Source organism: Rhodococcus sp. AZ1 (assembly GCF_054979605.1).
In genome coordinates this window covers 183,566-209,820 of sequence record NZ_JBUEQF010000002.1, presented here as the reverse complement: position 1 = coordinate 209,820, position 26,255 = coordinate 183,566, and the positions used below count along the sequence as shown (strand labels likewise).

Below are 26,255 nucleotides of genomic sequence, written 5' to 3'. Positions count from 1 at the left end.
TCACAGCAGAGCGGCGCGCACGGCGTCGGTGGCCAGGGACCAGGACTGGGCCATCGCGTCGAGGGCCTCACTCGGATCGACCTCACGCCCGCGCGCTGCCCGCGCCATCCGGAACTGCACCGATTTGGCCCCGGAGGCGACGGCGAGGAAGTGCTCGGCCGCTGCGCCGGCACCGGCGCAGCCGCGGCCTTCGAGGTAGGTGGCCACATCGGCAGCCAACTCCGCGGTTGCACCGGCCTGACGCAGGGTGCCGAACGACCACAGATGGAACTGGTCGGGCCCGGCCTGGCGCACCCACTCCACGTCACGGCGGACCTGGTGACCGAGCAGCTCCACGGCATTGACCGCGAATCCCCGACGGGCGTGAGCGGTGGCGATCTCGATGTCCCGATCCCCCACGGTCGCTCCGGCTGCGAGCCGCTCACGGTCGACCACCACGCGCTCGACATACGGCGGCAGGTGCGACGGGTCCGTGCGATCGAGCGCGAGAGCGCCCACGTAGTCCTCGCCGGAGAGGGCGTAGAAGCCGCTGTTGTGGAAGTAGGTCATGGTGCGGGCGTCCGGGTCGAGCGTCGCGGGCACGATGGTGGTCTTGGTGTGTTCGGCCCGGTAGCTGGTACCGGCGGTGTCGGGAAGGAAGTACCCGTCGACCTCCACAGTGGAGAGCACGCCGTCCAGGAGGTTCTCCGCCACGTGCTCGGCGAAGGGCTTCCAGATGTTCATCTCGCCGACCGTGATCCCGTGCAGGTCCCGTAGATCCTCCGGCTGGTACTTCACGAAATCCCACTGACGCCCGTCGAAACCGGCGCCGAGAACGAACGACATCGATGCCACCGGGTCGGCGCCGAGCTTGTGCAGCAGCTCCACCCACAGGTCCACATAGCAGTTGGTGGCAGACCAGACGCGATCGGAGGCATGCACCGCGTGCGGCACGTAGTTGTCCGGATCAAGCTGTGGCAGTATCGAATTCGCCGCCAGCGGCAGTGGCGAACCTGCCGCCGAGCGGGTGTCCGCGGCCACGCCGTCGCCGATGGTGTCCGAGGGCGGAGAAGTCATGGGAGATCAGCCTACTGCGCGGCGGCGCTTCTAGAATCGCGCGAGGCGCAGGCGCGGCGTGCCGGCCGTGTCGAGCTTGGGCAGGACCAACGACGAGGGAGCCACGCGGACCGTGGTGGTGGTCGTCTGGGGACGGTTCGGCGTGACCAGTGGGACGTTGCCCGTGGGATAGGTGTAGGGCCCCGACTGCGGAGCGACCTGCCGTGGGGCGACCGGCGTGGTGGGCGACCCGGCGGTGGCATCACCGTCGGGAACCGGGGTCAGCTGCGCGGGTGTGCTGCCGACGTCCTGCGTCGTGGCGGCCTCACCGACTCCGCTCGAGGCCGGCAGGTCGGGTGCGCTCGACGCCCACAGGCCGATACTGCCGGCGGCGAACACCGACAGCACGACTCCGGCGAACATCGGCAGATGCGGACGCAGCCGGGTGAGCGGCGATGGACCGGGCACCGCGGGGATGGAGCTGGGCGTCGCCGGGGTCGATGCGATCGGACCGGTGACGGGCAGGCGAGGAACCGGCCGCTCCGCGGAGGCGTGCTTCGCCGGGGCCGTCTGGTTCGCCGGCGCCGAGATGTGCGACGACGTTGCGGCGGGCCGCGGGGCGGGCGTGGGACGAACGGCCGGAGTCGGGCGAACGGACCCGGCCGAGGCCGTCGGAGCTGCCGACGAGCCATTACCCGACTTCGGGGTGGGCGTGGCCTCGGAGGTATCGGCAACAGGCGGCGCCGCTGCCGTGTTCACCCCCGACTTGGTGGCGGGACTCTTCGTCGACGAGCCGTTGGTGGCGGTTGCGGGCCTGGGTCGGACAGGTCCGTGGGCCGCCGGTTGCGCCGCTCCGGACGCGCTGCGCCCGGCTCCGTCGGGCTCCGGTTCGTCGGACTTCGATTCATCCGTTCCGGCGGCATCGACCTGCGCGGCTGCGGTCGACGCCGCTGCCTTGGTCGACGCCGCTGCCTTGGTTGCCGCCGGGGCCTTGGCGCTCTTGGCCGGTGTGGGCTTGGTGGATCCGGCCTTCGGTGCCGCCGCCGCAGCAGGCTTGGCCGCCGCAGCCTTGACGGTGGACGCGTCGCCGGCCTTGGCGGCGGGTGTGGCCGACGCGGCTGCATCCTTGGGAGCGACAGCACCCTTGGACGCCGACCCGGCTGCACCCTTGGAAGCCGACCCGGCTGCACCCTTGGGCGCCGCGCCACCCTCGTCGTCCTTGGTTCCCACGAGGGCCTCGGGGAGAGGAGTCGGGGTAGCGGCGGCGGCCTTCTCGCGGAAACCCGCCGCGCACAGGGCCGCACCCTTGGCGACCACCAGCTCCGGCTCGTCGGCAGCGACAACCGGAACACCCAGCCAGCGCTCGAGTACGGTGTGCACCACCGGGATTCGGGCTCCGCCACCGATGACCACGACTGCCTGGGCGGTCCGCTTGCAGCGCAGACCCACCTCGCTGATGATCTTCGCGGATTCCTCGAGCGGCAGATACACGGCCTGCTCGAACTGCCCCCTGGTCATCAGCAGGATGTCGCCGCCCGGCGTCTGCGCCAGCGAGGCGGTCGAGAGCGACTCCTTGATCCCGCGGCAGAAGGTGTCGATCTCCGCGGCCGCGGCCTCGGTCTCCGGCTCACCGATGATGCCGCCGCGGACGAGGTGCTCGCGCACCACACGGTCGAACATGTTGCCGCTGACAGTGGTGGAGCGAGCGAAACCGAGTGCGCGGTTGGTGCCCATGTCGATGACGGTGACCGACAGCCCGGTGGCACCGAGGTCGTAGAGCGCCACGGTGTCGTACCCGTCGACGATGCGGGTCAGGCCGATGAGCTCCATCGCGGCGCGCGCCTCACCCATGACGCCGATGCGCTCGAGGTTCTCGGACTCGAGCTCCGAGCGCAACGCCTCGGACTGCGCGGCGTCGGTGTAGGTGACCACGACCGGCGTATCGGGACCCTCGGCATCGACCAGCGACCGCACCGCACGGGCGGCGACGCGGACGGCGGACGCACGACCGACGTCGATGACGCGCTTCTCGAAGCTCAGAGCGGTGTCGTCCTCGCCGCCCGAGGTCGAGTCCGGGTCGGTGACACCGGTGGTCCGGGCCATGCGCACGGACGTTGCACCTATCGAGACCCCGAATACGGCAGTCATCGTGTGGGCGCCTCCGTGATCATGAATGTGGCTGGTGCGTGTGGTCCGCTGTACTCGACTCGAGGTATGTTATCCGCTGTAAACGATACCGCACATACGCATCCGGAGCCCGTTCTGTCCTAATCGGCGGCGCGATGCGAGTGCAGCTGTTCGGGGACAGGGTATCGGGCCGACCATTTCGATACAACGGCCGGGATGTACACCGGCCGGGATCACCGCCACCGACCCCGACAGGATTTCCCCGCGATGCCCGCCACACACCCGGAACGGACAGTGAACCCGATCGAACCGGACGCCACGACCACCGTGCCACCGACTGCACCGGCAGTGGGCGGAGAACTCGGCGGCTGGCCCCCACCGGTCGCGGTGTCCACCGCGGTCACGACGTTCGAGACATGGTTCGGGCCCGCCGACAGCCCGCTGTTCGGCAGTGTCCACCACCACGCCGACGGCACCGCTCGCGGAGCCGTGGTGCTGTGCTCGCCGCTGGCGAAGGAGCACATCAACACCTACCGCGGCGTTCGCCAGCTCGCCGAGAAGCTCGCCGCGGACGGCCTGCTGGTGCTGCGGTTCGACTACCACGGACACGGGGATTCGGCGGGCCGCCAGGACGATCCCGACGCCGCGCAGCTGTGGGTTCGTAGCATCGGCGAGGCAGTCGACTACGTCCGCTCCGCCGGTGTCGAGGACATCTGTGTGGTGGGTCTGCGCGCGGGCGCGCTGCTGGCTGCTGCTGCCGCGCCGGATCTCGGACCGCTGCGGTCGATGGTGCTCTGGGATCCCACCCTCTCCGGCCGCAGCTACGTCCGGGAGGCGTCCACGCTGTACCGCGTCGCCGTCGGCGCCGACAGCCCCGACGATCCGCGGGTGTCGGTGCTCGGCGGGGCCTTCGCGCCGGAGGCGGTCGACGCCCTGAAGTCGATGACGGTCGATCCGTCGGTGATCCGCGCCAGCACCGAGTCGGTGATGGTGGTGGTCCGCGAGGAGAACATCGACTCCCGCCCGGTGACCGAGCTCGTCGAGGCCACCGATGCGTCCGTTAGCGTCGCTCTGGCCCATCATGCGTTCGTCAACCCGCCGAGCTTCGTCTTCGCGACACCCACCCCGACCATTTCCGCCATTGCCGAATGGGTGGGACGAACAATGCCCGCGCAGAACGAACCGATTCATCCACGTCGGTGCACCGAGGTCACCCTCGTCACCGACGCCGGCGCCCCGGTGGTCGAGACGATCGAGTATCGCGGCGAGCACCGACTGCTGAGTCTGGTCACCCGCCCGGCCACGGCGCCCTCGCACGACGATGCCGCCGCCGACGCGGTGATCACCGAGGATGCGATCGCCGAGCCGCCGCTGGTGGTGCTCTACAGCACGGCCAGTGAACACCGCATCGGGCCGGTGCGGCTGTGGGTGGAGACCGCCCGGGAGCTGGCCGCGGTCGGGGTGACCGCAGTCCGCTTCGATCGACGCGGCACCGGCGACAGCGGCGAGGTGGCCGAGAACGAGAGCACCCCGGCGATGTCCGGCCGGGGGCGGGCCGACGTGCGGGCGGTGGTGGAGTCCTTCCGCTCCGATCCCAGCCGCACCATGCACGTCGGAATGTGCTCGGGCTCATGGCACGCTGCGTACGCGGCGAGAACCTACGGCGCGGCCGCGGTGCTCACCCTGAACATGGTCAACTGGTCGTTCCGCAAGCGCCGCACGCCGGTCAAGGCCGCCACGGTAGCCGCCATGGAGTCCCGAACGGCCGATCGCGCGTTCGCGGTGGCGAAGGTAGTGCGCGATCGGGTGCGGGCCGCGCAGGCGTCGCTGCCCTACACGGCGTGGCGGACCCTCGGCCGTGCCGGTGCGGTCTCGGCGCCCGAGGCGGTGCTCGCACCCCTGGTGGGCAAGGGGGTTCGCACGGTCGTGGTGCTCTCACCCGAGGATCACCAGTGGTTCGTCGCCAATCGCGGCGAGCAGGGTCTGGCGGCGATCCGGGCCCGCGGCGACGACGTCGAGGTCAACGTCTACGACAGCGGTGACCACTCTCTCTATCACCGCGACCTGCGCACCACGGTGGCCGCGAAGATCCTCAGCGAGGTCGGCAGGACCTTCGCGATCACCGTGGCTCGACCCGATCCGGTGGCCCCGGTGGGAGTGGAGAAGATCTGATGCTCATCGCTCGTCCGACCGCGCGCAGACGTGCGGTCACCGCAGCCCTGTGCGCGGCACTGCTGATCCCCGCGCTGTCGGCGTGCTCGGATTCCACCCCGGCTGCCGCCCCGACCACTTCCACCGGCGACAGGCCGGCGCCGCCGCCGGTCGCGCTCGCCGCCGATGCCGTGGCCCAGCGCGGCACCCTGGTCTCCTCCGAGCGTGTCCGCAGCATCGATCCGTCGATCACGGCCGTCGGTGGGCGCGCGTTCCGGCTGGTGTACCGCTCCGCGTCGGGAATGGACGGCTCCTCGACGCTGGTCTCGGCCATGGCCTTCGTCCCCACCACCGATCCCCCGCCCGGCGGGCGTCCGGTGGTCACGATCGGGCACGGCACCACCGGGGTCACGGCGGAGTGCGGGCCGTCGAACTACGCCGACCTGCTCGGGTACGCGTCGACCATCGTTCCGTTGATGAAGCTCGGCTACGTCGCGGTGATGACCGATTACCAGGGCCTGGGGTCGGGTGCGACGAGTCCCGGCGCGACGGGTCAATCGCTGATCCACCCCTACCTCGAGCCGAATACCGCTGCCTACAACCTGATCGACGCGGTACGTGCGGTGCGTGCGCTCACCCCGGACGCCTCCGATCGGTGGGCTGCGATGGGTGTCTCGCAGGGCGGTCAGGCAGCGTGGTCGGCCGCGGAGCTCGCCGGCACCTACGGCAGCGGCCTGACCTTCGTGGGCTCGGTGGCGCTCGCCCCCGCACTCGATCTGTCCAAGCAGGTCGATCTGGCGGCGTCGAACTTCCTCTCCCGTGATCAGCAGGCGCTGTTCCCCTTCCTGGTGTACGGGTTCACCACCGCGCGGCCGGAGGCCAAGGCCTCGGACTACCTGCACGGTGTGCTGGCCACCGACCCCGACGCGTGGCTCGCGTGCCGCTCGCCCGGCACCGATCGGCGCGCGGCCATGGTGCCGAAGATCAATCGGTCCGACTCGGGGCCGTCGAGCGAGGCGGCGGCGGAGGCGATGCGAAACTGGCTGTCCGACATCCGGTTACCACGCGTGAAGTCCTCCGGACCCCTGCTCGTGGTCAACGGCGACGTCGACGAGACGGTGCGCCCGCAGTGGGTGCAGACGGCGGTGGACAACGCCTGCAGGTTGGGGGACGCCGTGCAGCACATCGTGCGACCGGGTCAGGGCCACACCAACCTCGATCCGGGCGCCGAGACGGCAATCTGGCTCGAGGCGCGTTTCGCGGGTCAGCAGCCGGCGCCGTCCGACTGTCCGTCCTGACCGTCCGACCCGCCGGAAGGACCTAGCGACTGCCCGCGTAGGTGTAGTCCAGGCTCTGCACGTACGGGTTCGCGCTCACGTCCAGGCGCGTGGCCACCGCGGCGACGGTCTGCCCGTAGCGCAGCGCGATCGCGCCCACCTTGCCGACCTCGAGCGGGAACACACACGTCCCCACACCGGCCGGGACGTCGCATGCGTAGTACGTCCGGCCCACGAGGGTCAGGATCTGCGCGGGCGCGGTCATGAACGTCAGCACCTCCACGGTGTCGCGAGCCGGGCTCGATCCTGGCCGCAGTTGCATGAGCCGGCTCTGCGGATACGACGGCCTGGCCGCGGCGAACTGGGTTCGGTGCGAGAGGTAGATGGTGTCGCGCACGATCGCCGGGTCGGCGCCGGTCTTGTACCGCGTGAGGTAGTACGCGTTGATGTCGAGCGGGGCGAAGACGTGGTTGGCCGACGGCTGGAACGTCGCTCCCTCGCTGTAGTCGTTCCAGGTGGTCAGCTGCACCCACTCGCTGTTGGAGTCGGTCGCGATTCGCCAGGTGTTGCGCAGGTTCTGGGTGTTCTGAGCCTCGTCGTAGATCCCCTGCGAGGGTCGGCTGTCCTGCAGCGAGACCGGCTGCATCCAGATCTTGCCGAGCGCGTGGACGCGATCGACGATTCCGCGCGGCGAGTTGGGCCCGGTGTTGGTGACGGGGTTGAAGTTCGGATTGCGTCCGCCCCAGTTCGACATGCCGTAGCTGACCGAGGCGAAGGCGTCGATGTTCGACGGTGCATCGAGGAACAGCGGAACGAAGGCGACGGTCTGGTTGTACGTGGCCTTCATGATCGCGATGAACTGGGCCCACCAGGACGGTGGATGCCGCTCGGCGAGGAACGGCGAGACCACCAGTCGACCGTCGGGCAGCCGGTAGACTGCGCTCTGGCTCGCGTACTGGTTGAGCTCGGCGGCCAGATCGGCCGGGGCGAGGGCGCCGAGTTCGCCGTTCATGTCGGGCATCAGCATGATCTTGAAGGTGCTGCCCATGGTGGCCGACGCCTTCATCAGTTGCATCGGGACCGAGGACACGGGATTCGACGTCGAGCTCGTGCGGGTGAGGATGTCGACGGTGAACCCGTCGATACCCCGCGAGGCCGCGGAGGCGATGTCGAGTTGGAGGTTCGCGAGCTTGTAGTCGCCCGACCGCGGACCGATCGGGAACGGTCGATCGCGCAGGAAGCCGCCGTACGCGGCGTGCTTGCCGTTCTCCCCCGTGGGCGTGAGGTATTGGGTGGCGTAGTAGTCGGAGTTCGACGGCGCGTTGTCGATCGAGAACGGATAGGGCGGGAAGTAGTGCGCGAACACCAGTTTCGGGCTGGTGAACTGCTGCGGTATGTCGAACGCGAGGGTGGGAACCGATGCGGCGGTGACGAAGGGGATCGACAAGGTCGATCGATCCACCGTGGACTCGGTCGTCGCCGGGAGCACGAGGGTGAGGCAGAGCAGCGCCAGCGCGACCGACCTGCGTCGACGACGCCGACGGTGACGCCTGGCCTGCTCGCGCAGGAAGCCGTCCCGACCTGTCCTATCGGCCATGTGACCACCCCATCCATCGATCTGATGTGACGGATGTTAACGGTGTGACACTTGGTACAAACCGCGACACGCTACGCATCGGACCAGGTATCGGGACTTTTCCCCGCCGTTTCCGAGACCGAACGACAGGGTTTCAGCGTCGAGAGGACACCGAGAAGTAGTTGAGGTTCTGCACGGCGGGCGTCTCCACGACCGCGAACGGGGACCGCACGGACGCGGTCACCGATCCCTGCGAGGTCAGCGTCGCCGACACCTCACCCACTGCGAGCGGCGCGGTGCACACACCGACACCGGCGGGCACCTGGCAGGAGGTCACGGCGCCCCCGACGGTCACCGTGACCTCCCCCGGCGTCGTCGAGAAGGTCAATGCCTCGACGATGTCCTCGGGCTCCGTGCCACCGGGTCGAACCGTCATCGGTTCGGCCAGGGAGGTCGGAGCAGAAACCCGCTGTGTGCGGTGGGTCAGATAGACGGTGTCGCGCACCACCGGTGGCGGCGACCCCGTGCGGTACCAATAGAGCCAGTACGCAGAGATGTCGAGGAACGACCAGCCGTGCTCGACGCTCGGCGCGAACGACGTGCCCTCGCTGTAGTCGTTCCATGTCACCAGCTGCACCCACTCACTGCGTGTGGTTCGCGCGATGTCCCACATGGCCCGCATGTTCTCGGTGGCCTGCGCCTCGTCGAACACCGACTGGCTCGGTCGCGCATCCTGCACCGCCACCGGAGCCATCCAGATCTTGCCGAGCGAATGGGCGGTGTTCGCCTGGGCGACCGGGCTCTGCGAGCCGTCGGCCACCACGGGGTTGAAGGCAGGATTGCGTGCACCCCACGACGACATGCCGTAGCTGACCGGTGCGTAGTCGCCCAGATCGGTGCGCGCGTCGACGAACACGGGAACCAGGGCGACGGTGATCGCATGGTCGGTGGCCATCGCAGCGACGAACTGGGCCCACCACTGCGGGCTCTTCTCCTCGGCGGCGAACGGCGAGATCACCAGACGGCCGTCCGCGAGGCGGAACGCGGCGGGCGACGACGCCAGTGCGGCCATGTCCGTTGCCAACTGCGCCGGTGAGCTCCGAGCCAGGGTCCCCGACATGTCCGGCATGAGCATGACGGAGAACGACGGGTCGACGGCCTGCGCGGCGGCCATCAGGGCAGCCGGGCGGGATGCGATGGTGGTGTCGCTGTCGTCTGCCGGGACCAGGATGTCGACGCTGAAGCCCGAGATCCCGGCCGACTTCGCCTGCCGCACCTCGTCTTCGAGGTCACGCTGGCGAAAGTCCGGGGTACCGCGCGGCGCACGCGGCAACGGCCGGTCGCGCAGCAGACCTCCGTAGGCGGCGTGGCGCCCGTCCTCGCCGCGGGGATCGAGGTAGTGCGTGGCGTAGTAGTCCCGGTCCGCCGGCTCGTCGTCGAACGAGATGGGGTACGGCGGGAAGTAGTGGGCGAACACCTTCGGCGCATCGGCTGCCACGGTGGGTGTGTCGAATGCGCGCACCTCGTCGCTCGGCGCGGCAGGCGGTGCCGGCGACCCGACCACCGACGCCCCGTCCAGTCCGGCCGGATGCGGCGCGGGAGCAGACGAGCACCCGACCACACCGGCAGCACACACCAGCAGCACAGCACCGACCCTGATCGCGACGTTCAGCGGGCGCCGCGCCCCTCTCACCGTGTCCCCCGACCGCCCGCGCCTCAGCGCGGGCGTCCGTTACGAGTCGGGCGACCGCTCATCACGAACGGACTCGGGCGGGCGGGACGAGCCGACGTCGACGCCCCGGTCTTCCCGTCGGCAGGCTTCTCGGCGGCAGGCTTCTCGGCGTCGGCAGGGTCCTGATCCGCGGTGACCTCCTCGGCCACCTCCTCGATCTCCGCGTCGATGATGACGGCGTTGGCGGCCGCGGCCGGATCCGCGGCCGGCGGCTGCACCATGCGTGTGGTGTCGTCGCCCTCGTCCCGCACGGTGTAGCCGTTCCGGGACACCTTGACCACCCGGCGGATCGGCGACGCCGGAGCCCATCCGGAGTCCTCGACGATGACGTCGACCTCCTCGTAGGACTCGGACTCGGCGACCGGTGTGACCGTCACCGCGGACACCTCATCGGCCGGGGTGGCCTCGTCGACGGGGGCGGCGCTCACCGGTTCCGGCTCGACGCCACCGACGGGCCCGTCCTTCTCCGTGATCGGCGAAACCGGTTCGGCGGACACCCCACTGGGCACCGACCGCGGCGCGGCGGGGCGGGGACGGCCTTCGGTATCACCGGGCGCGCCGCCCTTGATGTCACCGGGCGCGCCGCCCTTGATGTCACCGGGTGCGCCGCCCTTGATGTCACGGGGCGCGCCGACCGAGGGATCGCGCACGACCCACTCGGACCGGGCTCCGGGCGTGCGCACCGAGTCCAGGTCCGGGCGCGGCGGATAGTTGCGCGCGGGGTCGAAGGGCACCACCTCGTCGACGTCGCGGTAGTAGTCCTCGACGTCCTCGTCACGACCGAACCGACTGTCCGCGTAGCCGTCCACCGCCGGGTCGGACGCGCGGTAGTCGGTGCGTGCGGCACTGGCGGCCGCCTCGTGCTCGTCGTACTGGACGGGCAGCTTGGGCTCGACGGGTGAGGTCGGCCCGCGCAGGGCCTTGACCGGGTCGGCGGTCTCGAGCTCGCGCGGTGTCTCGGGAGCGCGATCGCCGTGTGTCGCACGCGAAGCGGACTTGCTGCGAGTTCCCGACCTACCACCCACCAGAACCGATCCGAGGATCGTGGCGCCGGTCGAGCGAACCGTGGTGGCCGCGTCGCGCAACTCGACCATGTCCGTTGCACCCGTGCGGACCACCAGCAGCACGCCGTCCACGGCCGCGCCGATGACGGCGGTGTCGGCGAACTCGGCGGCGGGAGCGGCGGCCACCACCACGTAGTCGAAGCTGTCCTCGAGGTCGTCGATGACGTGGCGCATCGCGTCGGTGGCAATGTCCTCACCGGGTGTGCGCGTGGCGCTTCCGGCGGTGATGAGTTCGATGCGGTCGTCGGCGACGCGGGTAGAGACGGCATCGATATCGCGGTTGCCCGCCAGCACGTCGGAGAGACCGGCCAGGGTGGCCGAGCCGCCACGCAGGTAGCTCGACAGCGACGACTCGCGCAGGTCCGCATCGAGGAGGACGACGTTGCGTCCGACCTCGGCGAGCATCAGTGCCAGGTGGGCCGCAACCACGTCGGCACGGCCCTCGTGGTCTGCCGCCGACACCAGCACCGAGCGGACCGGGTTGTCGGAGTCGGCGAACTGGAGGGTGGTGCGCAGCTTTCGGACCTGCTCGGCGTAGTCGGTGGTGGACTCTGCGGGGAGCTTGAGCAGACCGATGTCGCGGCGAGGATCGGCAGGCAGCGTGCCGAGCACCGGCGCACCCACCGCTTCGACGGCCTTCTCCGGGGTTGCCACGGTCTTGTCCGCGCGTCGACGCCACCACACCAGTGCCAGCCCCACCACGACTCCGGCCACGAGTCCGCCGCCCATGTTGATCGCCGAGCTCGGGCTCGACGGCGCACCCGGCACCTCGGCCCTGGTGACCACAGATACCAGTGAGCTCGGCGCGCCCGCGCCGGTGGGCTTCTCGAGCTGCCCCACGTACGCGGCGAAGTTGCTCGCGTAGGCGTTGGCGATGTCGGCGGCACGCGTCGGACTCGAGTCGGTCACGGTGACCTCGAGCAGCACGGTCTTCTCGATGGCGGTCGCGGTGACCTTCGAGGCCAGTTCGCGTGGGCTCAGACCCAGGCGAAGATCGTCGTCCACCTTCACGGCCAGGTCGTCCCCGGAGAACAGCTGTGCGTAGGTGCCCGCGCGCTGCTGGGAGAACAGGTCGCCCTGGTACGCACCGGCGGAGTCGCCTGCGGCCGGGGAGCCGATGAACAGGACCGTGGTGGAGGCGTAGGTCTTGGGCATCAACTCCGTGGCCGCGAACCCGGCACCGAGCCCGAGCAGTGCGCAGACCAGCACGATCAGGACGCGGACGTCGAGGAGGGAGCGTAAGCGCTTCATCTGGTCACCGTTTCGGTCTGTCGCGCGCCTGTCGTGTCGGCGTCGGGGGTGTCGGCGTCGGGGGTGTTGGCGGCGCGGGTGTGGGCGTCGGCGTCATCGGCGTCGGCGGTGACCGTTGCGAGATATCCGAATCGTGAACCGGTGCGGCCCGCGTTGGTGAGGACGACACCGGCGGGGTCGACGCCCACGACGCGCAGGGCGTCGGTGGCGTCCGCGAGTGCGGGTGTCGGTGTCCCGGCGGCGACGACCATCAGGGCGATGTCGGCGGACCGGGCGAGCAAGCGGGCGTCGTCGAAGCGTTCGAGGTCGGGGGTATCGAGGAGCACCACGTCGAACTCCTCGGTGGCCATCTCGAGCACCTGCGTCATGCGTGGGCTCTCGAGCATGCGGGTGGGCTCGTTGGGCAGCACGCCGCTGCCCATCACCGACACCCCGGCCGAGGTCACGATGGCACGGTCCACCCCCACGTCGCCGGCCACCACGTTGGACAGGCCCATCGGATGACCCCCGATGCTGCCGCCGCGCAGATCGGCGTCGATCATCAGCACCGAGCGGCCGGCGCGGGCGTAGGCGGCTGCGAGGCCGGCAACGGTGCTGGTGCGCCCGTCCCCGCTGCGAGCACTGGTGAGAAGGATCAGTCCGCCGGAGAAACGGGGACCGAGGTACTCGAGGTTGTAGCGCAGCTCGTCGAAGCGCGCGTCGGAGGTCGACTGGCCCGGGGCCGGAACGGTTCCCAGTACGGGCGCTCCCACCACGGCGGAGGCGGCCTCGGCGTCGTCGACGGTGCGCACCGATCGCACCCTGAGCACCACGCCGGTCAGGCCGAGCAGTGCTCCGAGGGTGACGGCCAGAACCATCGTCAGCAGCGGACGCGGCTCACTGGGTGCCGTCGCCACCACGGGGGTCCCGACGGCGACGGGCTGCACCGTGGCGATGGTGGTGCCCGACGGCACCTCCAGCGCGGTGATGTTGGCGGTGAGTTCGGCGGCCGCTGCAACGGCGATGTCTCGTGCCAGCACCGGATCGGAGTTACCGGCGGTCAGTTCGACCAGCACGGTGTCGGGCACCACGCGAGCGTCGAGGTGTTCGGCGACCGCCGCGGTGTCGGCGCGCCCACCGAGGCGCTCGGAGACGCGCGCGGCGAAATCTCCGCCCTGGGCCAGGCGCACGTACGTCTGGGCGCGCTGGCGCGAGAACTCGTCGCCCTGATACGCGCTGGAGTCGGCGTTGCCGATGGTGGTGGGTCCACCCCAGCCGGGGGTGGTCAGGAACAGCTGGGCCGAAGATTTGTAGACGGTCTCACTGGTCAGCAGCACCCCGAGACCACCGAGCGCGCCCACCAGCAGACCGACGACGGCGATGCGCCAGTGGCGGCCGACCGCAGCGACGAACGCGGACACATCCATCACAGTCCTCCTGGCGTGGCGGTGGTCGGGGCAGTGCTGGTGGGGGCGGGGGCCGGTGCGATGCCACGGGCCACCAGCGCGTCGCCGAGGATCTTCGCGATGAACGCGTTACCGGCGGCGTTGGGGTGCACACGGTCCTCGAACTGCAGCGGCGCCACGTCCACCCCGCGCCACCAACCCTCGGCGATGGGGTCGATCACGGTGGCGTCGGTGTCGGCTGCCATGGCATCGATGTACTGGCGGAGCCGAGGGTAGATCTCGTAGGGCTTGGGCGACATGTACGCGGGGACGATGATCACCAGCTTCGCGGCGGGCCACGCCGCGCGCACGTCGCGCACGTACCGATCCATCACCGGGCCGACCTGCTCGGCGGGCTTGTTCAGATCGTTTCGGCCGCCGTCGATGATGATCACGTCGGCCCGGTAGGTGGCGATGTCGAACGGCAGACGGTTGCCGATACGCGTGGTGGCCCCCCGGTACTCGGGCGCGCCGTCGTTGGTGAACCCGGTGCTGCCCTGTGCGTCGAGGTTGCACGCCCACCCCACCCGCGCGCAGATGATCTGGGCGTAGGCGGCCTTGCCCATGCCGCCGATCCCGGCGGTGTAGCTGTCGCCCACCCACAGGGCGGCCGGAACGGTGGGCGTCTGCACCGGTGCGCCGACGGCCGTGATGGGCAGGGCGGGTGAGGGAGCCGATGCCCCGGCCGACCCGTCGGGTCTGGTCATCAGCAGCACCGAGGCCGCCACGACCGCCACCACGAGCACGGCGATCACGATGTTGCCGGGCCGCAGCAACCCGCGTCCGCGCGCGCTCATGTGCGTGACCTCTCGAGGCGCATCACGAACATCGCGCTCGCGACGATCACGATGAGGTACGACATCGCCTGCAGCAGTGATCCGCGCAGCAGGATGATGGCGTAGAAGGGCAGGATGCAGGCCAGCACGTTCGGTGCCCGCGCGCCCCTCATGGTCACCTCGATACGCCGATCCTGCACGCCGGCAACCACTCCCAGCACGATCATGCCGAGGATCAGGATGATCCAGCCACCGTTGATGTAGAGCTCGGCCCACAGTGGCGCGGACAGGTTCTCCACCTGGTAGCCGCGACTCTGGGCCAGCAGCACACCGGTATCGGGCGCCTTGTCGGCCCACACGTCGCGCGGAACCCAGAAGAACAGCACGCCGAGGGCCTGCTTGCCGTCGGTGATGCCCTTGTTCTCGACGTAGAGCACGGTGTTGTTGATCTGGGCGAACGCGTCGTAGTCCGGCGAAGCCAGCGACTCGAGCGGATTGGTGGTCTTGAACTGCGCCGAGGAGCTGTAGCGGAAGGCGTCGGCGAGCGGGAACACCAGCACCAGCGCAGCCACCGCGAGGATCGCGACGATACGGAACCTGTTGCGAGTGGCGAAGAGTCCGAGCAGGGCGGCCACCGCGAGCGCGGCTGTACCGAAGAGGTAGCGCGCACTCGAGATCGGGTTGAGGGTGATCGCCAGGGTCACACCCAGCAGCACGATCAGCGGGAGATAGGCCTTCTCCTTGACCTTCATCGTGTCGTAGAACTTGACCATCGCCACGAAGGCCACGAGCAGGGTCATCATCGATCCGGCCACGATGATGACCGCCGTCGTGCTCTCACCCAACGCACCCTGAGCCTGGGTGTACACCGCGGTGCGGGAGGTGAACAGGGTTCCGACGCCGATCTTGTGGATGTAGTACGCGTTGAACGCCAGTGCCACGGCGGACAGTGCCAGCACCCGGTTTCGGTCGATCGCCACAGCGCTGCGCTGCCCGGTCAGGCTGGGCGGCAACCGCTTCCACAGTCCGGCCGCGATGCCGAGGCCGATCAGGAAGCACACCAGCCCGACGATCACGATCACCATGGCGGTGGCGTCGAGGCTGGGGTCGATGCGCGGGGTGGTCGGAGGGTTGAACTCGAGGCGGAGCTGCGCGATCGGGGCGAGGCCGAGGAAGACGTAGGTGAAGACCCAGAACGACATCTCCACCAGCCGGCGGTAGCCCTGGCCGATGATCCAGGCGTAGCGCACCCCGGTGATCGTGGTGACCACCAGCGCACCCATCCAGGTGTTCTTCTCGGGTGTGGGCGTGAACGCGATCACGGTGGCGGGAACGAGCACGACCATCGCCGCGAGAACGAACACCGCGAGCAGCGGCGCACCGAGGCGAGGCTCGGCGGTGAGGGTTCGGGGGCGGGTGGGGGGAAGGCGTCGCGGCGGTGCGATGGTCATCGGCGCTGACCCACCAGAGTCTTGTCGTGATCGTCCGGCTCGGCGAGCAGCAGCGCCGCCTCGGGCACCTCTGCGGTGTCGACGATGGCGATGTCGACCGTGGCAGCGGCCTCGGCATCGGGAGCCTCGGCGTCCGGATTCTCGGTATCGAGGGCCTTGGCGTCGAGGTGGCGCTTGCGCTCGCGCCACATCAGACGTTGCACGCTGATCACCAGACCGAGCGCCATCAGTGTCGACGAGAGCGCCAGGCCAACCGAGACCCCCACCGCGGTGCGGGTGGCGGCGGCGGCGATGGTGCAGATGACGATGGCCAGCAGCGACTGCACCACGCGCAGGTTGATCAGCTTCTTGGCCGCGCCCTTGGAGCGATGGAAGTTGTAGACGGCCGCGATCCAGCAGATGGCGGCGTACTCGAGGCCGAGGAACGGCAGGACGTGCGTGGCGACGATCCAGGAGTCGCCGAGCAGGATCCGCCCGAACTCGACGGGGACGAACGGGGCCATGAACCCGATGATGATGGCCAGGGACGAGGTGATCCACGCGGCGTAACGCAGAGTCGACCACACCTGCCGGTCGCTGTGTCCGGCGCGGATCGCCTCGGGGATCACGATGAGCGGCAGCGAGCTGATCAGCACCGCGAAGGGGCCGAGTACGGTCACCGCGCCCCGGAGGGAGGCGGCGGCCACGGTGCCGATGAAGGCGGTTGAGATGGAGACCACGATGATGGCGCTCAGCTGGTCGATCCCGCTCTCGAAGCCGAACCGCACGCGGTGGCGCCAGTGGGTGACCCACCAGTCGCCCAGTCCGTCGAACAGGGGCCGAATCTGGAAGTGGCGCACCAGGTATCCCAGGGCGAGCAATCCTGCACCTGCCCACCACCAGATCATCTCGGCGATGGTCAGGGCGGACTTGTCGATCCAGGTGACCACCAGCACCAGTCCGGCTCCCGCTGCCCACACCGCGTCGGAGACGAAGGCGCGTTCGGGCTGCCCGAGTGCCATGGCGGTGAAGCGCAGGACGTCCTGCGCGAGGACGATCGGCACGGCGACGGCGTAGGCGGTGCCGATGTGCGGCTCGTTCAGGACGCCGGAGAGTACGAACGCGACGGCGCCGACGCCGAGACCGAACACCACCGCCGCGCAGACGCCTCGGGATGCCTCGCGCACGATCTCGTCGTGCGGCTTGGCGCTCATCAGCAGAAGCGGGGTGCCGAACGCGCCGCGCACGAGACCGATGGCGGCGGTGATGAGGGAGAAAACGAGAACGGCAGCGCCGAAGGATTCGACGGATGAGGGCCCGGCCATCGCGAACAGGATGACGGCGTTGCTGACGCTCGAGAGCACCTGGTCACCGGCACTGGCGATGACACGGAAGCGCAGGTTGGCCACTGGTGACACCGCCCCTCGTCGAGTAGTTCCGAGCCCGTCCCCGTCCGGTGACGAACCATTCACACCCCGACGATGCGTGCCCGTGGACCTCGTGGGCCACGTGCGCTGGTCTTGCAGGTTCTACGGACCGCAGGACTCTGTTGATTCCGAACAGGATGCTACAGGATTGTTTTGTCGGCGAGCGACATGCGACGGGTATGTTATGGCTCCGCCGGATCGTGCACGTCGACACCAAACTGCGTTCGCATTTTCCTGTGAGAGCTCACAGGGGGTTGTTTGCGCAGGTCCGCACCGTTCTCGAAAACGACCCGCAAACCCAACCGCCCGGCGGCGACGGCGACGGCGCGAGATACGTCACGTCGTGAGACGAGGCCGCCACGATGGTTGATCGACAGGTCGGCGACCCCGGACCGCTCGCGCGCGTTGAACGAGAGCGCCCCGTCGTGCGTCTCGAGCAGGCCGAACGCTGCCGCCCCGGTACCTGCGGTGTTGAGCCGACTCTCGCCGGGCGGCTCCCTGAACCAGGACATCGTGGTCTCGAGGGTGCGCCCCGGTGGGACGACCACGCCGGTGGGACGCAGCGACGCCGGCAGCCCGCCGAGCAGCTGGGCCGCGCCGTGCCGCAGCAGCGGCTCGCCGGTGCGGATGCGCCCGCGGATCTGAGCTGCGACCTGCTCGGGTGACTCCACCGCCCAGTCGGCACGGAACGGGACGTGACTGAGCACGTTGCCGTTTCTCTCGCGCAGTCGCGCGGAGTAGCCGCGCAGGTCCGTGATGACGTGGTGCGCGATGCGCGGGTCGGTGCCGAGCTCGGCCAGGATCGAGCAGTACAGCAGTACCGAGGGGATCTTGGTCGGCTCGATGCACTCGAGAGTGATCATGTGCATCCAGAACGACTCCGGGTCGGGACGCGGCAGGGGGTCCTCGCGTCGTTCGACCCGCACGTCCGGCCGCACCGCCTGAGCGAACGCCCTGGCAGCGCCGCGTGGGGAGCGCAGTACGGCGGCGGTGGCCGCCCCGACGACGACACGACGGGTCAGGGGTCGACCGTCGCGGATCGGCACCGCATCCTCGAGGCTCTGCCCGCAGACTGCCAGGAGCAGCCGGCGGGTCCTCGGATAGAGCACGGTCTCGTCGCCGAAGGAGTGCGAGTAGATGATCAGCAGCCGCTCCGCGCCGATGACGAGGGTGATGACGTTGTCGTCCATGGGCTCTCGCCCCGCCATCCGAGCGAGCACGCGACGGTCGAAGAACCGAAACGCAGAAATGGTGAAGTCGGTGCTGGTGAGCCTTTCCCTGTCGGAAATGGTGGCTGCGTCCAAGGGAACGACATCAAAGGCGTCACCAACGGCGACGAAGATTTCGACCACCGGCCGCGCACCGGGTGCGTACGAGCCCCGGGGGAACGCCTCGGCGACCCACCGCCGGGCGACGTGCGGCGCTGCGTCGAGGTCGACCGGGCCGAAGGATTCCTGCACTCCACAACAGAACTTGCCCGACCACGGGTCGATGGTGGCGGGTGCGTTCACGGATCTCCTGTTCCACGCGGTAGCTGCAGACGGCGGGGCCGCAGACCGTTCGCACAACAAACGGTTACCTCTGCAAACCCTCGACACAGTTTGGTCGCAGTTTAACCCACCTCACATCCTCGCAACCGGGTTGTTTGCAAACTTCATCTCTGCTGTAATGGTACGAAACCAACTCGGGGACTGGTTTGGTTTAACTACCCGGAGGTGTCTCATCAGCTCGCCAACACAGAGGTCGATCCGACCTCTCGGTGGTTCCTCCAGGTCGAACGCCGCCATCGCCGGCGTCGTCGACCTGGGCAGCCGCCGTCCCCGCATCGCGTCGCCCGCACTACGGGTGACCATTCTGGGCATCAACTACTTCCCGGAGACCACCGGCATCGCCCCGTACACCACGGCGCTCGCGGAAGGTCTGGCCGCCCGCGGCCATCAGGTGGACGTCGTCACCGGGATGCCGCACTACCCCGAATGGAAGGTCGCCGAGGCCTACGCCGACGAGGACGCCGTCGAGGAGCTGATCGCCGGCGTCGCCGTGCACCGGCGCCGCCACCTGGTTCCCGATCCCCCCACCCCCACCGGCCGGATCAAGATGGAAGCGAGCTTCGGCATGCGCGCGCTGCGCACGTCGTGGCACGAGGCCGACGTGATCGTGTGCGTCAGCCCCACCCTTCTCTCCACCGCGATGGCCATTTCTCGCGCGCGTCTGACGCCGAATCGTCCCGCCATTGGTGTATGGGTGCAGGATCTGTACAGCCTCGGTGTGGTCGAAACGGGTGCGATGTCCGGGCGCGGTGCGCGCTACACCGGCGAGCTCGAGGCGCGTGTACTGCGCGCCGCGGACGGCGTCTCGGTCATCCACGACCGCTTCCGCGATCACGTCACCACCAAGCTCGGGGTCGACGCCACCAAGGTGGAGGTCATCCGCAACTGGACCCACATCGAACCGGCCACGTCCGTCGACAAGGCGGCCGTGCGCCGTTCGCTGGGGTGGGGCGCCGACGAGACCGTGGTGCTGCATTCGGGCAACATGGGCGCCAAGCAGGGGCTCGAGAACGTCATCGCTGCCGCTCGCCTCGCCGACCAGCGCGCGGAGAACGTGCGCTTCGTGCTGCTCGGTGACGGCAACCAGCGGCCGATGCTCGAGGTCGACGCCCACGGTGTCGAGCGCGTGCAGTTCCTGCGCCCGCTGCCCGAGGACGACTTCCGCGGTGCTCTCGCAGCAGCGGACGTGCTGCTTGTCAACGAGAAGCCCGGTGTCGCCGAGATGGCAGTGCCCAGCAAGCTCACGTCGTACTTCACCAGCGGGAATCCTGTCCTGGCTGCCACCGACGCCACATCGACCACGGCCACGGAGATCCGTAACTCCGGTGGCGGCATCATCGTGGAGTCGGGTGACCCGACAGCACTGCTCGATGCTGCACTCGCTCTGGCGGCCAACGAGGTCTCGTCCCGTCGGCACGGGGAGGCCGGACGCCGGTACACCACCGAGGTGCTCTCCGAGACCGCCGCCATCGACAGTTACGAGCGCTGGGTGCTCCGGCTCGCCGCTGCTCGGGGGAAGATCTCCGCCGCAGCCTCACGCATGGTGTTCGCATGAAGCGCCGCGCGCTGATCACCGGCATCACGGGCCAGGACGGCTCGTACCTGGCGGAGTTGCTCCTGTCGAAGGGGTACGAGGTGCACGGGGTGATCCGGCGCTCGTCGTCGTTCAACACCTCGCGCATCGACCATGTGTACGCGGATCCGCACAACCCGGACGCGCAGATGTTCCTGCACTACGGCGATCTCAGCGACGGCGCCCGCCTGGTCACGCTCCTGATGCAGATCCGGCCCGACGAGGTCTACAACCTCGGTGCGCAGTCGCATGTCCGGGTGAGTTTCGACGAGCCCGAACATACCGGCGACACCACCGGCGTGGGTGCCACGCGCCTGCTCGAGGCCGTGCGCCTGGCAGGTCTGGACTGCAGGTTCTACCAGGCGTCGAGCTCGGAGATGTTCGGGGCCACACCGCCTCCCCAGAACGAGAACTCCCCGCTGCACCCGCGCTCTCCGTACGGAGTGTCCAAGGTGTACGCGTACTGGATGACGCGCAACTACCGCGAGGCGCACGGGATGTTCGCGGTCAACGGCATCCTCTTCAACCACGAATCCCCCCGTCGCGGTGAGACTTTCGTGACTCGCAAGATCACTCGCGCGGCTGCACGCATCAAGGCCGGCCTGGAGAAGGAGCTCTACCTGGGCAACCTCGAGGCCGTGCGCGACTGGGGTTACGCACCGGAGTACGTCGAGGGCATGTGGCGGATGCTGCAGGCCGATCAGCCCGACGACTATGTGCTCGCCACCGGCGCTGCCTTCTCCGTCCGCGACTTCCTCGTGGCGGCGTTCGAGCACGCGGGGTTGGACTGGACCGAGCACGTGCGGTTCGACGACCGCTATCTGCGACCCACCGAGGTGGACGCACTCGTCGGCGACGCATCGAAGGCCGAGCGTGAGCTGGGTTGGACCGCAACGGTTCACACACCCGAGCTGGCTCGCATCATGGTCGACGCGGACATGGCCGCCCTCGGCCACGCGGGTACTCCGTGGATCGATCGGCCTCTGCTGGCGAACGCGGTGGTCGCGCCATGACCGAGACCTTCGTACCGGGCCCCCTCGACCGCGGTGCTCCCCTGTTCGTCGCCGGTCACCGCGGCCTGGTCGGCTCGGCCGTGTGGCGCCACCTCGAGTCGGAGGGCTTCACCAACCTCATCGGCCGGTCCTCGGCGGAGCTCGACCTGCGCGACCGCGATGCGGTGTTCCGGTTCTTCGACCGCGAGTTGCCCGAGACCGTCGTACTCGCAGCGGCGAAGGTCGGCGGGATCATGGCCAACAACACCTACCCCGTGGACTTCCTGTCGGACAACGTGTTGATTCAGGTCAACGTGCTCGACGCCGCCCTCGCACGCGGTGTCAAGCGGCTGCTGTTCCTCGGCTCGTCGTGTATCTACCCGCGTCTGGCCCCGCAGCCCATCAAGGAGGAGTACCTCCTGACCGGGCACCTCGAGCCCACCAACGACGCTTACGCCATCGCCAAGATCGCGGGCATCCTGCAGGTGCAGGCGGTGCGCCGCCAGTACGGTCTACCGTGGATCTCGGCCATGCCGACCAATCTCTACGGCCCGGGCGACAACTTCTCACGCACCGGCTCGCACGTACTGCCCGCCCTCATCCGGCGCTACGACGAGGCTCGGCGCGACGGGATCGACGTGGTCACGAACTGGGGTTCGGGTAGCCCGCGTCGGGAGTTCCTGCACGTGGACGACATGGCCGCCGCATGCCTGCATCTGCTCGAGAACTTCGACGGTCCGCAGCAGGTCAACGTCGGTACCGGCGAGGACCACACCATCGCCGAGATCGCCGAGATGGTCGCCGAGGCGGTCGGGTACACCGGACGCGTCGAGTGGGACACCTCCAAGCCCGACGGCACGCCCCGCAAACTGCTGGACGTCTCGACGTTGCGCGGCACCGGCTGGGCACCGAGAGTCGAACTGCGCGAGGGTATTCGCGGAGTTGTCGAGTGGTACGCGGCGCAGGAGCACGACTCCTCCGTCAGCGTGCGAATGTGACCGGGCCGCACACACGGCGATCGCTGGCGGGATTCACCGGCCGGGGTTACGACAAGGGTCGTGGCCCCGCGTGGCAGGTGGCCTGGCTCGCCGTGTCGGGACTGGTGTTCACCCGCTGGTGGTGCCCCGGAAGCGTGCGGGTGGCCATTCTTCGCGCCTTCGGGGCCACCGTCGCCGACGGCGTCCTGATCCGCCATCGCGTGCACATCCACTGGCCGTGGAAGCTCACCGTGGGCCGGGACACGTGGATCGGTGAGGACGCCTGGATCCTCAACCTCGAACCGGTCACCATCGGCTCCGACGTGTGCATCTCGCAGGGCGTTCTGCTGTGCACCGGTAGCCACGATCGCCGTTCGCCCACATTCGAATTCGACAACGCACCGATCGTGATCGAGGACGGCGCATGGGTGGCGGCCCGCGCCACGGTGCTGCGCGGTGTGGTGGTCGGAGCGGATGCCGTCGTCGGTGCCACCGCGCTGGTGACGTCGAACGTGGCCGCCGGGTCCACCGTCCTGGCCCCCGCCGCCCGCTGATGAGGATCCTGCACGTGGTCACCCTGGTGACCCCCGACGGAGCGTACGGCGGACCGGTGCGCGTGGCGCTCAATCAGGCTCGCGCACTGCGGGATTCCGGCGAAGACGTCACCGTCGTCGCGGCCACCCGCGGATTCGACGCCCCGCCCACCGAGATCGACGACGTCCCGGTCCGCCTGTTCCCCGCCCGTACCCTGCTGCCTGGTACGGGATACGCGGGTCTGTCGGCACCGTCGATGCTGCGCTGGTTCCGTCGACACGGGCGCGGCTTCGATGTGGTGCACGTTCATCTGGCCCGTGACCTGGTGACACTGCCTCTCGCCAGATCGGCACTGCGGCGAGGGCTACCCGTCGTGACGCAGACGCACGGGATGATCGACGAGTCCAACAACCCCCTCGCCCGTCCGCTGGATGCAGCCCTCACCCGCCCCGTCCTACGTCGCGCCGCGACGAACTTCCACCTCACACCGCGGGAGCGTCAGGATCTCCTCGATCTCGGGGCGCGCAATCCCGTCGAACTCACCAACGGGGTCCCCGCCGCCGAGGCGGCCGATCCCTCGTCCACCGATGTGCTCTACCTCGCCCGTCTCCAGTCGCGTAAGCGGCCGGCGATGTTCGTCCAGGCGGCCCACGCTCTGATCGCGGCGGGGGTGCAGAGCACGTTCTCCCTCGTCGGGCCCGACGAGGGCGAGGGGCCGCGTGTGCGCGCGCTCATCGAGGCAGGGAGCCCTCGGGTGCGGTGGGAGGGTGCGCTGGCGCCGGAACGCACCGTCGAGCGCATGCGGTCCGCTGCGGTGTACGTGCTGCCGTCGGTGGACGAGCCGTACCCTATGTCCGTGCTCGAGGCGATGTCCGTGGGAGTTCCGGTGGTGATCACCGACAGCTGTGGGCTCGCGCCGCTGGTGCGCGAGACGGGCAGCGGACTGGTGGTCGACAGCTCCCTCGCCGGACTCACCGGTGCCATCGAATCACTGGTCACCGATCCTGCCCGTCGCGCGGAGATGGGCGCTCGCGCCGCCGAGACCGTGCACGCGCGGCTGGGTATGGCCGCCGTGGTGCAGGTGCTGATCGAGCAGTACCGATCGGCGCTTCGATCGTGACCACCTCGCCCGGGCCGACCGGCACGGTGCGGCGTTGGGTGACCCTTCTCCTCGCATCGGTGGTGGCCGTCGGCGCCCTCGTCGCTCTGGGCTGGAAGCCGTACGTGCGGCCGCAGCTGGACGCCCCGCGCAAGGTCGACGCGATCGTGGTGCTCGGCGGTGCGCACGACGGGCGCGAGCAGACCGGGCTTCTCCTCGCCTCGAAGGGGTACGCGCCGCGCGTGGTGTTCTCCAACCCCTACGGCAACAGCCCGTACATGCGGAACCTGTGCACCGCGCGGTACCAGTTCCAGGTCAGCTGCTTCGTCCCGGACCCGTCCACCACTCGCGGTGAGGCGCAGGAGATTGCGCGGATGGCGCAGGCCGGTGGCTGGACGTCGATCATCGTGGTCACCTTCACCCCGCACATCTCCCGCGCCCGCTACATATTCGACAAGTGTTGGGGTGGTGAGGTTCTCATGTACGAGAGCCCCACCACGCTCCCCTTCTCCGCGTGGGCGTGGAACTACGTGTACCAAACTGCCGGCTTCGTCCGCTCCCTCATCGAGGGCTGCTGACGCCTCCCGTTTCTCGATGAGGGGCGAACGCTCAGGTGAGCCCCCTCGACTCACCTGAGCGTTCGGTCAGTACGCCCCGTCGCTGCGGAGAACGGCACCGACGGTCTTGGCGATGATGACCAGGTCCTGCGTCATCGACCAGTTCTCGACGTACGACAGGTCCAGGCGTACCGACTCGTCCCAGGACAGGTCCGAACGTCCGCTGACCTGCCACAATCCGGTGACACCGGGCCTAACGAGCAGGCGTCGACGAACGTCGCCGTCGTAGGTCTCGACCTCGCGGCGCAGGGGTGGGCGGGGACCGACGACGCTCATCTCGCCGCGCAGCACGTTCACGAACTGCGGGATCTCGTCGAGGCTGTACTTGCGCAGGAAGCGGCCCACCCGGGTCACTCGCGGGTCCTCGCGCATCTTGAACAGCACACCGCCCGCACAGTCGTTGTGGGCGATGAGGTCGGCGACGCGGCTGTCGGCGCCGTCGATCATGGTGCGGAACTTGATCATTCGGAACGGCTTGCCGTTCAGGCCCATTCGCTCGGAGAGATAGAACACCGGCCCGCGTGAGTCGACCTTGACGGCGATGGCGACGACCAGGAGAACCGGGGCGACGGCGAGCAATGCTGCGGCAGCGAAGGCGAGGTCGAACGAGGTCTTGATGAAGCGCGTGGCACCGTGGTACGTCGGGCGCTCCACGTGCAGCATCGGCTGATCGGCGACAGGGTGCAGGGTGAGCCGCGGCACGGACGCATCGGCCACCCCCGGTGAGACGAGAAGATCGACGTCGAGTGGCTCGATGTCCCACACCAGGCGACGAATTCCTTTGGCGCCGAGGTGTTCGGTGGCTGTCACCGCCACCACGTCGGCACCGGTGGCGGCGAGTGCGGCTACCACGGCGTGCTCGTCCCCCAAGATCGGCACACTGTGTGTGGCGACACCGAGCACGCCGTGACCGCTCCCGAGAGCACCCGGCACGCAGACGCCCACAACGCGATACCCCGACGCCTTCTCGCGTTCCAACGCTGCGGTCATCTCGGAAGCTGCTGCGCGCGAACCGATCACCAGAACGTTGGTGACGAATTCGCCGGATCGCTGCTTGGCCCGCAGCCAGCCGCGCCAGAGGCGACGGCCGACGAGCAGCCCGAGCAGCCCGACCGGAAGCGCAATGGCAAGGTAGCCACGCGCAATGTCCAGCCGCAGGAGGAGGGCCGTGATCGCCACGAGGCCGAACAGCCGCGTGGTCACGGACACGATGCGACGGTATTCCTCGGCGCCGCTGCCGGTGATGCGCGTGGACCGGGTGCGATGAATGGCGAGCCCGGCCACCCAGGAGGCCGCGAGAACCACGGAGACAATGGTGTAGTCGACGAACGCGTACGGCGTTCCGACGGCACCGATCAGATCGCCGTCACTGCCGAAGCGAACAATGTGCGCAAGGGCGACGGCAATGGCGACCACAAGGGCATCGGTGACAGCGAGGCGGCGTTGGTACTGCCGGCGCCAGGACTGGGAGTTGCTGCCCTCGACCACCGGGACCAGCCGAGTGCCAGGTGCGGACCCGGTCACACGATCCACACTGGTCATGTCGGCACACCACCCTCGACAGCATCTTGTTCACGCAGCTACGGACGCTCCCGAGGCGTTCGGGCCGACGACGGAAAACGACCGGCCGCCAGAAACATAAC

Annotated in this window: 19 protein-coding genes; 8 read left to right on the top strand and 11 right to left on the bottom strand. The window is 69.1% G+C overall.

The genetic code is table 11. The features are described from left to right. Entirely contained in the window at positions 1 to 1,056 is a 1,056-nt protein-coding gene (locus ACY48E_RS03390; RefSeq protein WP_462870689.1) for a DUF1839 family protein, read from the bottom strand. 30 nt (positions 1,057 to 1,086) lie between these two features. Continuing rightward, complete coding sequence (locus ACY48E_RS03385; RefSeq protein WP_462870688.1) at positions 1,087 to 3,183, bottom strand: Hsp70 family protein; 2,097 nt, start codon at positions 3,181 to 3,183, stop codon at positions 1,087 to 1,089. A gap of 246 nt (positions 3,184 to 3,429) precedes the next feature. Here ACY48E_RS03385 and ACY48E_RS03380 point away from each other — a divergent pair, with 246 nt between their 5' ends. Both ACY48E_RS03380 and ACY48E_RS03375 read left to right on the top strand, forming a co-directional pair. Then, complete coding sequence (locus tag ACY48E_RS03380) at positions 3,430 to 5,334, top strand: serine aminopeptidase domain-containing protein (RefSeq protein WP_462870687.1); 1,905 nt, start codon at positions 3,430 to 3,432, stop codon at positions 5,332 to 5,334. Continuing rightward, positions 5,334 to 6,611: a lipase family protein gene (locus tag ACY48E_RS03375; RefSeq protein ID WP_462870686.1), complete on the top strand. Its 1,278-nt coding sequence runs from the start codon at positions 5,334 to 5,336 to the stop codon at positions 6,609 to 6,611. Before ACY48E_RS03380 ends, ACY48E_RS03375 begins: the two co-directional genes overlap by 1 nt. A 22-nt stretch (positions 6,612 to 6,633) precedes the next feature. Here ACY48E_RS03375 and ACY48E_RS03370 read toward each other — a convergent pair whose 3' ends face one another. The 8 genes from ACY48E_RS03370 to ACY48E_RS03335 form a co-directional block, all read right to left on the bottom strand. Next, positions 6,634 to 8,187 (bottom strand): glycoside hydrolase family 71 protein, encoded by a 1,554-nt coding sequence (locus tag ACY48E_RS03370; RefSeq protein WP_462870685.1) that lies wholly within the window; start codon positions 8,185 to 8,187, stop codon positions 6,634 to 6,636. Positions 8,188 to 8,320: 133 nt separating this feature from the next. Further along, entirely contained in the window at positions 8,321 to 9,859 is a 1,539-nt protein-coding gene (locus tag ACY48E_RS03365) for a glycoside hydrolase family 71 protein (RefSeq protein ID WP_462870684.1), read from the bottom strand. A 23-nt stretch (positions 9,860 to 9,882) separates the two neighbouring features. After that, positions 9,883 to 12,213 carry a tyrosine-protein kinase domain-containing protein gene (locus tag ACY48E_RS03360; protein WP_462870683.1) on the bottom strand — a complete coding sequence of 777 codons (2,331 nt, stop codon included), beginning with the start codon at positions 12,211 to 12,213 and terminating at the stop codon, positions 9,883 to 9,885. After that, positions 12,210 to 13,619, bottom strand: coding sequence for a tyrosine-protein kinase domain-containing protein (locus ACY48E_RS03355; RefSeq protein ID WP_462870682.1), 1,410 nt, complete (start codon positions 13,617 to 13,619; stop codon positions 12,210 to 12,212). The genes ACY48E_RS03360 and ACY48E_RS03355 overlap by 4 nt, the downstream gene beginning before the upstream one ends. Continuing rightward, positions 13,619 to 14,434, bottom strand: a complete 816-nt coding sequence (locus tag ACY48E_RS03350) for an SGNH/GDSL hydrolase family protein (protein ID WP_462870681.1) — start codon at positions 14,432 to 14,434, stop codon at positions 13,619 to 13,621. The genes ACY48E_RS03355 and ACY48E_RS03350 overlap by 1 nt, the downstream gene beginning before the upstream one ends. Continuing rightward, positions 14,431 to 15,864, bottom strand: coding sequence for an oligosaccharide repeat unit polymerase (locus tag ACY48E_RS03345; RefSeq protein WP_462870680.1), 1,434 nt, complete (start codon positions 15,862 to 15,864; stop codon positions 14,431 to 14,433). Before ACY48E_RS03345 ends, ACY48E_RS03350 begins: the two co-directional genes overlap by 4 nt. Continuing rightward, positions 15,861 to 17,261 (bottom strand): MATE family efflux transporter, encoded by a 1,401-nt coding sequence (locus ACY48E_RS03340; RefSeq protein WP_462870679.1) that lies wholly within the window; start codon positions 17,259 to 17,261, stop codon positions 15,861 to 15,863. The genes ACY48E_RS03345 and ACY48E_RS03340 overlap by 4 nt, the downstream gene beginning before the upstream one ends. 191 nt (positions 17,262 to 17,452) lie before the next feature. Then, positions 17,453 to 18,781: a hypothetical protein gene (locus ACY48E_RS03335; protein WP_462870678.1), complete on the bottom strand. Its 1,329-nt coding sequence runs from the start codon at positions 18,779 to 18,781 to the stop codon at positions 17,453 to 17,455. A 334-nt stretch (positions 18,782 to 19,115) separates the two neighbouring features. Here ACY48E_RS03335 and ACY48E_RS03330 point away from each other — a divergent pair, with 334 nt between their 5' ends. The 6 genes from ACY48E_RS03330 to ACY48E_RS03305 are packed head-to-tail and all read left to right on the top strand — an operon-like array spanning position 19,116 to position 24,573. Then, positions 19,116 to 20,375: a glycosyltransferase gene (locus tag ACY48E_RS03330; RefSeq protein ID WP_462870677.1), complete on the top strand. Its 1,260-nt coding sequence runs from the start codon at positions 19,116 to 19,118 to the stop codon at positions 20,373 to 20,375. Continuing rightward, a complete protein-coding gene (gene gmd / locus ACY48E_RS03325) occupies positions 20,372 to 21,406 on the top strand; it encodes a GDP-mannose 4,6-dehydratase (protein ID WP_462870676.1) in 1,035 nt (344 codons plus the stop codon). Before ACY48E_RS03330 ends, gmd begins: the two co-directional genes overlap by 4 nt. Further along, positions 21,403 to 22,383 carry a GDP-L-fucose synthase family protein gene (locus ACY48E_RS03320; protein ID WP_462870675.1) on the top strand — a complete coding sequence of 327 codons (981 nt, stop codon included), beginning with the start codon at positions 21,403 to 21,405 and terminating at the stop codon, positions 22,381 to 22,383. The genes gmd and ACY48E_RS03320 overlap by 4 nt, the downstream gene beginning before the upstream one ends. Further along, positions 22,380 to 22,916 (top strand): LbetaH domain-containing protein, encoded by a 537-nt coding sequence (locus tag ACY48E_RS03315; RefSeq protein WP_462870674.1) that lies wholly within the window; start codon positions 22,380 to 22,382, stop codon positions 22,914 to 22,916. The genes ACY48E_RS03320 and ACY48E_RS03315 overlap by 4 nt, the downstream gene beginning before the upstream one ends. A gap of 14 nt (positions 22,917 to 22,930) precedes the next feature. Continuing rightward, the gene (locus tag ACY48E_RS03310; RefSeq protein ID WP_462870673.1) at positions 22,931 to 24,016 is read left to right on the top strand and encodes a glycosyltransferase; all 1,086 of its coding nucleotides are present in this window, start codon (positions 22,931 to 22,933) and stop codon (positions 24,014 to 24,016) included. After that, positions 24,013 to 24,573 (top strand): YdcF family protein, encoded by a 561-nt coding sequence (locus ACY48E_RS03305; protein WP_462870672.1) that lies wholly within the window; start codon positions 24,013 to 24,015, stop codon positions 24,571 to 24,573. Before ACY48E_RS03310 ends, ACY48E_RS03305 begins: the two co-directional genes overlap by 4 nt. 66 nt (positions 24,574 to 24,639) lie before the next feature. On the opposite strand, the gene ACY48E_RS03300 is transcribed toward ACY48E_RS03305, so the two are convergent. Next, positions 24,640 to 26,154, bottom strand: a complete 1,515-nt coding sequence (locus ACY48E_RS03300; protein WP_462870671.1) for a sugar transferase — start codon at positions 26,152 to 26,154, stop codon at positions 24,640 to 24,642. Positions 26,155 to 26,255: the final 101 nt, after the last annotated feature.